At 38.9% G+C, this 12,429-nt stretch carries 15 protein-coding genes and 3 tRNA genes; 6 read left to right on the forward strand and 12 right to left on the reverse strand.

The features are described from left to right. Positions 1-4: 4 nt before the first annotated feature. Positions 5-502 (forward strand): phosphoribosyltransferase family protein, encoded by a 498-nt coding sequence (locus AABB81_RS02770; RefSeq protein WP_342158441.1) that lies wholly within the window; start codon positions 5-7, stop codon positions 500-502. Here AABB81_RS02770 and AABB81_RS02775 read toward each other — a convergent pair whose 3' ends face one another. Then, positions 503-1,018, reverse strand: a complete 516-nt coding sequence (locus AABB81_RS02775) for a shikimate kinase (protein ID WP_342158443.1) — start codon at positions 1,016-1,018, stop codon at positions 503-505. Between the two features lie 110 nt (positions 1,019-1,128). Here AABB81_RS02775 and AABB81_RS02780 point away from each other — a divergent pair. From AABB81_RS02780 to AABB81_RS02790, 3 genes are all read left to right on the forward strand, one after another. Next, positions 1,129-1,204 (forward strand) — tRNA-Lys (locus tag AABB81_RS02780). Positions 1,205-1,264: 60 nt separating this feature from the next. Further along, a tRNA-Leu gene (locus tag AABB81_RS02785) sits at positions 1,265-1,350 on the forward strand. A 186-nt stretch (positions 1,351-1,536) separates the two neighbouring features. Next, positions 1,537-3,297 carry a hypothetical protein gene (locus tag AABB81_RS02790; RefSeq protein ID WP_342158444.1) on the forward strand — a complete coding sequence of 587 codons (1,761 nt, stop codon included), beginning with the start codon at positions 1,537-1,539 and terminating at the stop codon, positions 3,295-3,297. A gap of 193 nt (positions 3,298-3,490) precedes the next feature. Here AABB81_RS02790 and AABB81_RS02795 read toward each other — a convergent pair whose 3' ends face one another. The 8 genes from AABB81_RS02795 to AABB81_RS02830 all read right to left on the reverse strand — a co-directional run bounded on the left by AABB81_RS02795 (position 3,491) and on the right by AABB81_RS02830 (position 9,529). After that, positions 3,491-3,724 carry a hypothetical protein gene (locus tag AABB81_RS02795; RefSeq protein WP_342158445.1) on the reverse strand — a complete coding sequence of 78 codons (234 nt, stop codon included), beginning with the start codon at positions 3,722-3,724 and terminating at the stop codon, positions 3,491-3,493. Between the two features lie 233 nt (positions 3,725-3,957). Beyond that, positions 3,958-4,308: a hypothetical protein gene (locus tag AABB81_RS02800; RefSeq protein WP_342158446.1), complete on the reverse strand. Its 351-nt coding sequence runs from the start codon at positions 4,306-4,308 to the stop codon at positions 3,958-3,960. Between the two features lie 518 nt (positions 4,309-4,826). Beyond that, positions 4,827-4,967, reverse strand: coding sequence for a hypothetical protein (locus tag AABB81_RS02805; RefSeq protein WP_342158448.1), 141 nt, complete (start codon positions 4,965-4,967; stop codon positions 4,827-4,829). A gap of 171 nt (positions 4,968-5,138) precedes the next feature. Next, positions 5,139-5,342 (reverse strand): hypothetical protein, encoded by a 204-nt coding sequence (locus AABB81_RS02810; protein ID WP_342158449.1) that lies wholly within the window; start codon positions 5,340-5,342, stop codon positions 5,139-5,141. 245 nt (positions 5,343-5,587) lie between these two features. Continuing rightward, positions 5,588-5,851, reverse strand: coding sequence for a hypothetical protein (locus tag AABB81_RS02815; RefSeq protein WP_342158450.1), 264 nt, complete (start codon positions 5,849-5,851; stop codon positions 5,588-5,590). 136 nt (positions 5,852-5,987) lie between these two features. Beyond that, complete coding sequence (locus AABB81_RS02820) at positions 5,988-6,401, reverse strand: hypothetical protein (RefSeq protein WP_342158451.1); 414 nt, start codon at positions 6,399-6,401, stop codon at positions 5,988-5,990. Positions 6,402-6,489: 88 nt separating this feature from the next. Further along, positions 6,490-7,503 carry a pirin family protein gene (locus tag AABB81_RS02825; RefSeq protein ID WP_342158452.1) on the reverse strand — a complete coding sequence of 338 codons (1,014 nt, stop codon included), beginning with the start codon at positions 7,501-7,503 and terminating at the stop codon, positions 6,490-6,492. Between the two features lie 76 nt (positions 7,504-7,579). Next, a complete protein-coding gene (locus tag AABB81_RS02830; RefSeq protein WP_342158453.1) occupies positions 7,580-9,529 on the reverse strand; it encodes a CHRD domain-containing protein in 1,950 nt (649 codons plus the stop codon). A 761-nt stretch (positions 9,530-10,290) separates the two neighbouring features. Here AABB81_RS02830 and AABB81_RS02835 point away from each other — a divergent pair. Then, on the forward strand, positions 10,291-10,500 hold the full coding sequence (locus tag AABB81_RS02835; RefSeq protein ID WP_342158454.1) for a hypothetical protein: 210 nt from the start codon (positions 10,291-10,293) through the stop codon (positions 10,498-10,500). 113 nt (positions 10,501-10,613) lie between these two features. Here AABB81_RS02835 and AABB81_RS02840 read toward each other — a convergent pair whose 3' ends face one another. Next, positions 10,614-10,919 carry a hypothetical protein gene (locus tag AABB81_RS02840; RefSeq protein ID WP_342158456.1) on the reverse strand — a complete coding sequence of 102 codons (306 nt, stop codon included), beginning with the start codon at positions 10,917-10,919 and terminating at the stop codon, positions 10,614-10,616. A 213-nt stretch (positions 10,920-11,132) separates the two neighbouring features. On the opposite strand from AABB81_RS02840, the gene AABB81_RS02845 reads away from it, so the two are divergent. Further along, positions 11,133-11,206: transfer RNA gene (locus AABB81_RS02845), tRNA-Arg, on the forward strand. A 66-nt stretch (positions 11,207-11,272) separates the two neighbouring features. Here the strand turns inward: AABB81_RS02845 and AABB81_RS02850 are convergent. Together AABB81_RS02850 and AABB81_RS02855 are read right to left on the reverse strand one after the other, a co-directional pair. After that, positions 11,273-11,521, reverse strand: coding sequence for a hypothetical protein (locus tag AABB81_RS02850; protein ID WP_342158458.1), 249 nt, complete (start codon positions 11,519-11,521; stop codon positions 11,273-11,275). 362 nt (positions 11,522-11,883) lie between these two features. Next, positions 11,884-12,075 (reverse strand): hypothetical protein, encoded by a 192-nt coding sequence (locus tag AABB81_RS02855; RefSeq protein WP_342158460.1) that lies wholly within the window; start codon positions 12,073-12,075, stop codon positions 11,884-11,886. Positions 12,076-12,429: the final 354 nt, after the last annotated feature.

A 12,429-nucleotide genomic window follows, 5' to 3' on the forward strand; every position in this document is an offset into this window, starting at 1 on the left:
CCAGATGCAAAAAACCATTATCCTAAACAATGAGCAGATCCGCCACAAAACAAAGCGGATTGCTTATCAGATTTATGAATCAAACATCAATGAAAGCGAGGTTATCATTGCCGGAATAAATGGTAACGGATATATTTTGGCTCAAAAGATCAAAGAAGAACTCACTGAGATCTCTCCGATCAAAGTGACGCTTTGTGAAGTCATCATGGATAAAAAGAAACCCCGAAATCCAGTGACAACCAGCCTTCCGGTTACTGAATACAAAAATAAGTCGCTGGTTCTGGTCGACGATGTGCTTAATTCAGGCACCACCCTGATTTATGCAGCGAAGTTATTTCTCGAGGTTCCGTTAAAAAGGTTTAAAACTGTGGTTTTGGTAAACAGGAACCACAAAAAATATCCAATCAAAGCCGATTTTAAAGGTATTTCCCTGTCTACATCCATGCAGGAACACATCTATGTGGAATTCAAAGGAAAAGAGGCTCAGGCAATCTTAGATTAGCTAGCGCTGAATTATTTCAAGCAATTCATGGACCAGCTCAGTGACCGATTTGTTGTCCACAGGTAAAATAACTGTTGCCTGCTCATAAAAATTCCTTCTTTCAAACAGGTGCTTGGCCACAAATTCGTTCAATTGTTCTTCGTCTAAAGAAGCAATCAGGGGGCGTTGGACCTTTTCGTTTCGCAGTCTTTGGCAGATGGTTGGAATACTTGCCTTGAGATAAAATGAGCGGGATGCTTCTTTGATCACCTCCATATTGTCTCCATAACAAGGTGTACCGCCACCCAGGGCAAGCACCACGTCGTTTTCGTCAGCAAGCAATTGTTTTAGGTATTTACTTTCCTGCAGCCTGAAGTAGATCTCTCCTTTGGCCTCGAAAATCTCTTTTATCGAAAGTTTTTCCCTGGCTGTGATATAATCATCCAAATCTGTAAAGGGCAGACCGAGTTCCATGGCAAGCTGCCTGGCTACCGTTGATTTACCACTGCCCATATATCCAATGAGTACGATCTTCATAAATTACTGATTAATAGTGTTGTAAATTGTCGGCAAATATCTTTATTTTTTTTTTAATGAAAAGGCTTGTATAATTAATAATTGAATGTATCTTTGCCACCGAATTATTTGACCTGGTAGCTCAGTTGGTAGAGCATCTCCCTTTTAAGGAGAGGGTCCTGGGTTCGAGCCCCAGCCAGGTCACCAAATATTCTAAATTTTATCCCGCTGTGGCGGGATTTTTTTTTAGATTTGTACCTCTACAATGCACATGTGGTGAAATTGGTAGACACGCCAGCTTGAGGGGCTGGTGTTCGCTTTAGAACGTGCTGGTTCGAGTCCAGTCATGTGCACTTTAACTTATCTGACCTTGGCTGCATCAAGTAAATTCATATTTGATTTTTGATCGCTTCGTAACCGTCAGTAAAATTATCCTTTCATAATCTTTCCAATTCTTTTTAGCCGATTACAAAATTGGTGCATCCTATCAACTAAAAAGTTGAAACTTTAGCTTACCTTTAAGTTAAATATTGTTCGGGATGAAATTTTTCGAAGAGCTAAAACGCCGGAATGTCTTTAAAGAAACATTGGCATATCTGGTTGTTTCATGGCTTTTGATACAAGTGGCCACTAGTATTTTGCCAATATTCAATGCTCCTGATTGGGTCTTAAAATCACTGACGTTCTTTTTGGCAATGGGGCTACCGGTATGGGTGTTTTTTTCGTGGGCCTATCAGGTAACCCCTGAAGGGTTAAAAAAAACGGGCAGCAAGGCACATGATCAAACTATCGCTTCAGCCACCAATAAGCGATTGAATATTATTATCCTGATTACCCTTTTTATTGCTATAGCGGTGTCTTTTTTAAACAAAACAGGCCCTGAGCCTCCTTCCATAGTTGTTGAGAATACTAAATTGATATCTGAAAATACGATTGCCGTTTTGCCGTTTTCAGATTACAGCCCGGGTAAAGACCAGGCATGGTTTACTGATGGTATGACAGATGCCCTGATTACTGAACTATCAAAAATCAGTTCCTTAATTGTACGACCGCGAACCTCCGTGATGCAATACAAAGGCGCGACCAAAACCATCCACGAAATCGCCAGTGAACTGAATGTAAAACACGTTATCGAGGGTTCTGCAGTTAAGTTAAAAGACAGCATCAGGATTACCGCCAGATTGATCAGTGCAACGGATCAGAATTTATGGGCCAATAATTACGATGCTGAAATGAAAGATGTACTGCTCCTTCATCATACTATTGCCCGGGCGATCACCAAAGAAATCAATATTGCCATTAGCCCGGCTGATTCAGCAAGGTTTAAAGTGCCGCTACTGGTTAATCCGGGAGCACTTGAAGCTGATTTAAAAGGCGTTAAACTTGCCGAAGAAAGCAGCACTATAGAGCAATTAAAAGAAGCCGTTAGCTACTTTAAACGTGCAATACAAATTGATTCGACCTATGCTGATGCATATGCCCACCTCAGTGCGGCATATTCAGATTACCCCTATTTTTGCGAAAACACACCTATGGAGGCACTTAAGCTTTCTGAAATCCCAAACAAAAAGGCTCTTGTGTTTAATCCGGAATTGCCAATGGCCTATCTGAATAAATTTCATTCCTTGTATTTTGTTCAATGGAACTGGAACGAAGCTCTTGATATTTTATCAAAAGCTGAATCCCTGGCCAGAAATGATCTTAATGTTTTACGTTATTTTGTGTATTATTACGTTCTTTCAGGAAAATTTTCAAAAGCTTTTGAAGCCATTGAAAAAATTGGACAAATAAGCCCAAACGAGCCTATGTTTTGGACGGGGAAATTATTCGTACAGTTTCATAGCCGTGATCTGGAAGGTGCGATTGGTACGGCTGAACAGGGATTGAAACTTTTCCCATCGGATAATCACTTGAAAGAATTGAAAATGTGGTCGCTCTCGCTTAGCGGAAGGCATAAAGAAGCCGTTGAAGTAGCAAGAAACATGATGGCTGATGAAAGTAGGTTAAATCCAACTCACCGGGGAGAGATTGGCTCTGTTTTTGCCAGAGCCGGCTTAAGGAATGAGGCCTTGCAACAACTTGAAATTATTCAAAACCTTCAGTTAAATTACATAGATCCGGTATCATTAGGCTTGTTATACTTGGGTCTAGGAGATCATGATATGGCAATGGAATATTTTGAAAAAGGTTACGAAATCCATTCCGGCTGGATGCCATTCTTGAAAAGGGCACCTCCTTTTGACGCCATACGGGGTGATGAGCGTTTTCAAAAACTGATTCAGGATTTAAAATTTCCGTAAAATATTGTCTTTTCCAATCATTAAACCCTTACCTGTATTTATTAATTACATTAAGCTAAACTCATTCTAAAGTCAATTTATCATTGAGTTGCAATGGTTGTGCCATATTTCGGGCTTGGGCATTTTGAAGGGTTTCAGTGGGTGAACCTGCTAGAGGTTAAGGTGAAAAAAACTATTCGTGAGATTGAATCCTTCAACTCTTTTTTTGAAGAAAAGCGTTGTATAACAAAAATAATGCGGCCCCTGCCATACTTCCCAGCACGGTATAGATCAGATCAAATTTATCTTTGTCGCCTCCAAACAAAGGGTCAATATATTCTTTTGCAAGACCGATTAAAAAGGCCAGGAACACGCCAAAAAAAACAGATTTTAATTTGTTGTTTGTTTTCTCATGGGCCAAATAAGAGATCAAACCGCCAATGAGCAAGCCAACAATGAAATGTTCAAAATATCCAGTTGCTGAAATTTGAACATAGCCTTCAACGCGGTGAATAAATTCAAATATGTTTCTTATTGTTTCGATGTGTCAAATATAGGCTAATATTACCTGTTATTTAAAAGGCCGGGGCTGAACTTTAACAATCCCAAGTAACACAAAACCCGGCTTATAGAAATCTATAGCCGGGCTGTAATTCATAAAAATAATGCGCCTAAAATATTTTATTGAAAATCAGCGTCGTTTTCACCTTCTCCAATCGGTTCTTTCCCGGTTCTTATATATCCAAGTTTTGACTTTTCAGAATAACTAAAATAAATGGGTTTTTCATTTCTTAAAATGTCAATAATGCTGTCATACATCGATAGCTGGTATCGCAAGTAGACTAATTTGGAATTTACATCGTAATAATTATCGGGCAGGCTTTTGTTATCAGGATAGAAACTTGCCTGCAAAACATAATCGTCATCATGATAACATTTTATGATAATTCTTGGGTAAATAAGGTTATTTCCGGTACGTCCTGCTTGAAAGTGAACCCAATAATGGTTTATTTCGCTAACTACTAATTTCATTGTGTCTAGGTTTAGATTAAATAATAAGTGACAAGTTAAAGATTATTTTACAAAATATAAATAGTTTTTGAAAAATGGGCATAATTTTTATTTAAAGAAGTCATCGTCAGTAGTCAATGCCCGGGAAAAGAAAAACCCAAATAAAATTTATTCGGGTTGTAAAATGTTCCTATTCGTTAAAGAGTTCAATCCTGGAAGGTCAACCTTCTACCACAGTGTTTACATCATTGATTAAGAGAAACGGAAGTGATATGATTAGGATAAGTGATAGGAATATTGCGGCTATTAGCTCAAAAATATGTTTCATGTTATTTGTTATTGTTGCCTCAAAGGTATGGATAAAATACAAATAATAAGCTGATTAATGTCAGATAATGAGTTAGTTACTCAAATAACCGTGTTTTTTCACTCAGATACTGCCCTAAATGTCTGATTCCTGCTTCCTAAAAATTAATTATGAGATAAAAACCAAAACAAAAAATCCAACCCTCATTTAAATATTTAATAAGCAGCGTATTTTAAACCCATAAAATCACCAAAGATCCGGATATGGCTATAAGTGTAATAAAGATTTCAAGATACTCTTTGCCCTTAATAAATTTCATGATTTTTGAAGTTAGTCCGCTGTTTGATTCGTAATTTGAAAGTGATGCCCCCATGATTTAAATTTTTTAAGGTATAAAAATACTGTTCCTTTCTAAAAAGAATTATGATAAAAATCAGCGAATCAGTACGATAAAATAGCTGATGCTTTTTGGAGAAATAGTAACCTTTAAGAGGGTTATATATCAATTAAAACAAATAGGCCACTTCTTTTGGGGCTCTCTTTTTTAAAGGAAATACAACGCTGGCGCCAATGACACCTCCAAGAACGGTGTTTCCAAAATCCTGAACTGAACGCTCACGGACAAAGGGTCAATCAACTCTTTGGCCAGGCCAATGACCGTTGCTACACCGGTTCCTATGGTCCAGGATTTAAATTTGTTGTTGGTTTTTTTATATATAAAATAAGACGTAACGCCTCCGATGGCCATTCCTGCTATGATATGCTCAGGATATCATTTATTGGCATCTTGTACATGGGAAGTACAAAAACATAAAACAACAATCATCAGCATTACATTCTTCATCTTTCAGGTGTCTCTATGTATTAAAAATACAAAACAATTCCCGGTACGCTATTTTTCAGGGTTGACTAATTCACTGTTGATGAAAAAAATCAGTGCAAAGGGGCCGGGCAATTGATCAAGGCCAGCCGGATGCATATTGACGCTCAACACTAGGATCTCGACAGGCGGTACATTTCCTTTAAAAGTTCATTGGGCTTTAAATTACCTGTAAGCTCTGTGAGTACTGAATCATGTTTAAAGATGAGAACATCATACTTAAAGTATTGCCCCGTTTCTTTTTCTTTGATCCTTTTGATTCCCTGAATCACGCCTTCTATAAAGACAATATTCATCATCCGCCTGAACTGATCGGCGCTTAAATTGGGCTGCCCGTTGTCTTTGGTCACAACTGAAAAATAATTAGCGTAATTCATCCCTTCAAAATTATGCAATCATAGCGCAAGGTGTTGATCAGGTTTGTACCATTTTTTAAAAAAAATATTTAGATCCAAACACAAAAAAACCAGGTGAATTCCCACCTGGTGTCTATATAAAATACCTTTATCCAATTTATTCTGCAGGGAATGCCATTACACTTATCTTTCTATGGCTTTGGTTTTGCATAAGATCCCATGAGCCGTTTTTTGACATTTTGTAAAATACTTCAATAGTATGTTCACCGGCCGGAATTTCAGTCTTTCCATGAAGGTTGACGCCAACGGCCCTGTTAGTCCCTCTTGGGTTCGGTACATGATATTGCACCAGCGGCTCTCCGTTGACTTCAATTTTATAATACAGGGAACCTTTATGGCCCTTTAGTTCCTTCTCTTTTGACGTACCTGAAAATTCTAAAGATGCTGCGATAAAAATGGCACTTTTTGTTTTCTCATTGATCTTTAGGCTCATTGGATGTGACAGCCTGGTCCAGGTATTGGTCGGTTCGGCTTCTACCCTGCTATTCCATGATTTACTGTATTGTTTCATATCCCTCCATTGAAATTTATTGAGGGATAAAGTTAAAAGGACTACAGCGTTTATTTAGTGACAAAAGTCATGGAGCAGGCCATGCGTATTATTTTTCTACCACGGTTCCGTCGGCAAAACGAGCGAAACGCCCTCGGGTTTCCGGATGCACATGATCATAGCTTGGCCATGGCCAACCACCAAATTGTGTGGCCTGAAAAACATTCATGGTATTTTGAATTTCCTGAGCCGTATTCATCACAAACGGCCCGTGTTGCACCACAGGCTCTCCGATGGGCCTTCCCTGCAGCAGCAGCAAATAACTCTCATGATCACCATTTTCAACGAGCCCTCCCAGTTCAGGGTCCAGTCGAACGGCACAATAATTAGGCACATCCTTGCCTCCGACTTTGATCGAAGCTCCTTTATACAAATAAAGCCTTCTGTTAACCCCTTTTGAAGCCTTTGGAAGGTTCCAGCTTGCATTGGCTTCCATTCTGATGGTCCAGATGGCGACTTCATTTTTAGGATCAGCTGCCCATGAATCGGGAGCGGGATCCAAAGCTTTTACGTTTTCAACCTCACCGGCAATCACATCGATTTCGGTAGTAAGTCCTTGATCGTCTTTGTGTTTGTATACAGGTATGTCTTCTTTCCACAGCATGGCAAAATGAGGATCTGCCATTTTCTTGGCTTTTGGAAGGTTCAGCCAGATCTGAAATAATTCAAAAGGGTTATCGGCCTCCTTATTCAACAAAGGGAACATTTCGGAGTGCTGCACTCCTTTTCCGGCCGTCATCCATTGAACATCGCCGTTTCCAAACCGGCCCGCTGCTCCGATAGAATCTGAATGGTCAACCATACCCTTTCTGGCAATGGTAACCGTTTCAAAACCTCTGTGCGGATGCGCAGGGAAACCGGGTACGGTTTGCCCGTGATACATCCTGAAACCATCCTTTACATTAAAATCATTCCCAATGTTACGGCCTTCCAAAGACACGTCAGGGCCCATTTGATCGTTGCCCGGCGGGTAAAAATCTTCATGGTGAACACAAAAAAGAAAAGGATCGCTTGTTTCCCATGGGAATCCAAGAGGTGTGATCTGTATAACAGGATTGTTCATAGTATGCTATTTTAAGTGTAAAGATAAATAAAAAAACCCCGGAATTACCGAGGCTTTTTTGCGTTAATCAGGGGGATTAGTCAATAATTGTAAGTGTTCCTACCATACTTGCATGAAACTCGCAGATATAATATAAGGTATCAGGCGCATCCATGGGTACGGTAAATGTTATTGTTCCGGTGGCAGCTCCATTGTTGGTCACACCATTATCATAACTGTCATCTGTTCCCAGGGTCGCTGTTGTTTTTATGAGAAAAGGATGACCGGGAGCATTGACATTAAACGTGTAGGTCTGACCTCTTTTAAAAGTAAAATCGGGATTTGATTCATTGTCCAGGCCTTCTCCTGTAAAAAGATAGGCTGAATTGCCACTGTTTCCAACTGCATAGGTAACTGCTCCAGCGTCTCCGCCTCCGTCTTCACCGAAGTTAGATCCTATATTGCCTTGTGCCACTATAGTCGCCAGATTCCCGGCACTTAAGTGTACATTGATATATCCGTCAAAAGATTCAATAGTATCATATCCAAACGATGTTCCATCGTCCAGTTGCGCTACATGCGTCAAACTCATTCCTGTATCTCCGTTTACCGGGTTAAATGAAAAGGCTATTCCTCCTCCTTCAGCGACTGAGTTGTTATGAATATGAGCCGGGTGAACGCCACCTGCAGGGGTATTCATGACATTGAGCATAGCCAGGGCTTCACCGCTCTTTCTTTCATAGAAGGTCACAGACCCTGATATACCCTGAACATCTTTTTCGCCTAAGTCATACATGATGGACATTCCAGTTAATTCATTCTGGCCAATATCACCCTGGGCCACAATAACATCAAGGTCTGCAGGACTTAGATGCACATTGATGTATCCATCAAAATCAAGGAGTGCTTCGTAACTGATGGCCGTACCATCATCAAGAGCTGCTATATTGGTGTAACTCATTCCTGAAGTTCCGTCAACCGGGGTAAAACTTACCGCGATTCCTCCACCCTCTGCTGCCGAATTATTATGGATATGTGCAGGATGAACTCCGTTTTCAGGCGTATTGGTCAACACGAGTTTTGCAAGTGTTTCTCCGTTATTCCTCTTGTAGAAATATACCATGCCAGAAATTCCCAGGGCATCTTTCTCCCCTAACATATACATCATTTCAGTTCCGGACAAGGCATTCCCGCCTATATCACCTTGAGCCACTATAGTTGCCAATTCTTCTGCACTCAGATGTACATTCACATAGCCATTAAACTCTATCAAATCTTCATAAGAAATTGAAGATCCATCATCCAGTTGATCTATATGGGTTTTACTTGTACCTGTTGTTCCATCCACAGGGTTAAGGGAAACTGCTATATTTCCTCCTTCCAAGGCGTTGCCATTATGAATGTGTGCAGGGTGTATTCCTTCTGCCGGTGTATTTTCTAATTGAATAACCGATAATGCTTCACCGCTTACCCGTTCATAGAACGTGATTGTACCTTGAATTCCAGGTGCCATTTTTTCATTTAATTCATATGTTGAAGAGACTCCTGTAAGTACGTTTATACCTATGTCACCCTGGGCCACTACTGTCCAAAACAATTCTCCTTCATCACGGTGGACATTAATAGCTCCGTCTATCGCAATCAGGCTATCGTATGTTACGGCAGTTCCGTCATCTAAAGCTGTAATGGTGATACTGCTTTTTCCCGTTGAACCATCTACCGGTCCCAGTGTTAATACAATTTCTCCGTCCTCTGCCGCAGAATTCACGTGAATGTGCGCCGGGAGTTGTTCACCTGAGGGCGCATTCGAAAGATCCAGATCAATAGTAACCGAATTATCTTCGTTTTCTGTAAACGTTGCGGTTCCTGAAATTCCATCTTCTGAAGATGATTCGAGGTCGTACATCATTATACGTCCTTCAAATTCAGGTAAATCAGGAGTAATTGGCGGATCGATCATCATATCGTCATCGTCATTACTACAGGCCGTTAAAGTCGTAAGGGAAATAAGTAGGATCAACAACCGGGATTTTGCTAAAATGTTCATTATATTTTTATTTAAAATTATTTTTATGTTTAAAAAAACATGTTAGGGGATTTATGGGATATCCCCAAACATGCTTCAAATTTCAATTCAACTAAAGGCGCCTGACAACTCATTCTTGTAAAAATCAAACCAAAACCAAAATTATGAAGCGATTATAACCATTCTGACAGCCCGTCTAAAGACTTCAAACAATTACAACAAACAACATGTAAAGAACAGGTTATCAAACACATTTAATTAAATCTGTACAAATGTCTAATGGCAATCTAAATTACCTTTGCACGTTTTAGACTGAGCGTTTTACCATTATGGTATAACTTAAACTCCATTCTGAAAAAACATCTCAAATCCATTACTTTAATTATTGTTCAACAAATATACATATATACTTGAACAAAACAAACATTTTAAGCAAAATGTTTAATCTTTTTTAATATTTATTAAACATAAAGGCTTTTGGACATGTACATGTGGAAGATAAATACCAAAGAAAAAGCCCGAATGAAACTAATCATCCGGGCTTTCTGGTCTAATTTTTAACTTTGTAAAAATGAACTTTAAAAATTTCCCCTCAAAAATCTTTAAAGTACTCAAAGGTATCCTTATCAAGAATTAAAATCCATGATATATGTCATTCAGTAAAGGAAAAAAACAATCATTTTAGAGACATGACACTTATGAACAGTAGTTTGTGAACAACTAAGTTCAGGGATGTATACGATAAAAGGTAATATTTACGTTATTACATGAAACAAGATACTATGTCTAAAAATTCACACTTCCGCATTCTGGCAGGAATTATCCTTATAACAAGTATACTTTCTGTCATGGGTTACATACAAGGTTTTGAAATTGTAACTTTTTCGCTTCTGGGCATTGCCGGGGTTTATTTTTCGTTTTTCTTTATTAAATATGTCTACGCTCAAAAAGATTATCCTGTAATTCCTAATAAGGACCAACAGGAACTCTAATAGCTCTTTTTTTTTAAATTCACGAGATGGCTTAAGAGGCTTGTCTCTCCTACTCTTTAAATGTATATGAATTAGCAGCAGTTGTACGTTTAGATAAATGACCTATTTTAGGGTCATTCAATCCTATCGAGGTAATCATAACGTATGGGAACCAAATTCATATCAAAGATAACGGTACGAAATTCGCCTTTTGTATTGTACTTGACCATCACGACATTATAATTCATCTGAGGTTTCATTTCATGGCTCAATTCAAGTGCTTTCCATTTCTTTAAGGTTTTTACTTCCACGATATCAACTTCAGCATTTTCAAGTTTAATAAGGACTTCTTCAGCTTTTTTTTCGGTAATTCGAATCTGGGAGACCAGCGATAGTGGAATAAATAAAAAGCTTACCAGCAATAATAGCGGCTTGATCATAATGAGGGGGGTTTATGATTCACATTATAAAGATAATGATTTTTCAAGGTATAATTATGCCCGGGTTTACCAAAAAGAATTCCCAGGCTTTATCTGAAAAAATTATAACATAATAGTTTGTTTTATTTGGAATGTCAGTTTATATTTGCACCCGCTTAATATCAGCAGTTATTTGTGTTCAAGTACCAATGGTTTTAAGTAAAAATCAAAAATGGTCGCGTAGCTCAGCTGGATAGAGCATCTGCCTTCTAAGCAGACGGTCACAGGTTCGAATCCTGTCGCGATCACAGATGAATGATCTAAAAGCCCTGCAATATGCAGGGCTTTTATTGTTTGGACCAACCGTCAAAACTTCAGTTTTGTAAGGGAGGGCCAAACAATAAAAGAGAACCGACGACAGGAGGATCGGCTTTTAGATCATTCTCAAAATGGAGGGCATTCAGGATCACGGAGTAATCCCTGTTGTTTGAAGTGAGAAGGGAGAAGGAAAAGACGGATAAGGGCTTTTCATTCTCAAAATGGATAGCATTCAGGATCACGGCAGTAATCCCTGTTGTTTCAAGTGAGAAGTGAGAAGTAAAAGACGGATGAGGCCTTTTCATTCTCAAAATGGATAGCATTCAGGATCACGTTAGTAATCCTATTGCATATATGATTTGAGATTGAAGATTTGAGATTTGAGAAGTCTTACATCCGTTGAATCTTCGATTTCATGCATTATGGCATTCAAGCATTCACGCATTAGCTCCGCTGAATCTTCGATTTCACGCATTCAGGCATTGTAGCATTGTAGCATTGAATATAGAATACCACTCCTTCCGGCATGGCAGTTCAAACAAGGAATGTCGAATTTCGAATTGATCTGCTAAGGACAATACCTTTATGTGCAGGTACTGCTCGCCGGCAATAACACATTAAGCAACAGAAGTCATCTCACTAAAGGAAGTAAAGCAGGAAAGCTGTATCAGGCTATAAGGACGCATTCTTCGCAGTCTTTGACCTCACCGTAATAGGTTTCACGGTATTTGTGAAGGGTTTTCAATGGAAGACCAATGAGATAGAGTTTTATGTAGGTTACCTGGGTGGTAAGTTTTCCCATCGTTGAACTGTATCGTTTTTCGGTTTTTGTTATTCTTTTAACTTTCAATAATTTCATATCGTTATTAATAATTTAGGTCATAACATAAAATATTCTTGACTAAATACAAGATTAGCATGTTAAGGTTTTGTTAAAGCTTTGATTGTTCTTATCATTTGCTTGGATTAACTAATTAGATATTTGTGGCGTATCGTATTTGAATATCGAATAGCACACCTACCGGCGTGGCAGGTCGAACAAGGAATGTTGAAGTAGGGTTTTGATTTGAGATATAAGATTGGAGATTTGAGATTTAAGAAGCATTCATGCATTAGCTCCGCTGAATCTTCGATTTCAAGCATTGTAGCATTGATTATCGAATACCACTCCTAACGGCGTGGCAGGTCGAATACCACTTCTGCCGGTGCGGCA

Source organism: Lutimonas vermicola (genome assembly GCF_038433205.1).
Lineage (GTDB): Bacteria > Bacteroidota > Bacteroidia > Flavobacteriales > Flavobacteriaceae > Lutimonas > Lutimonas vermicola.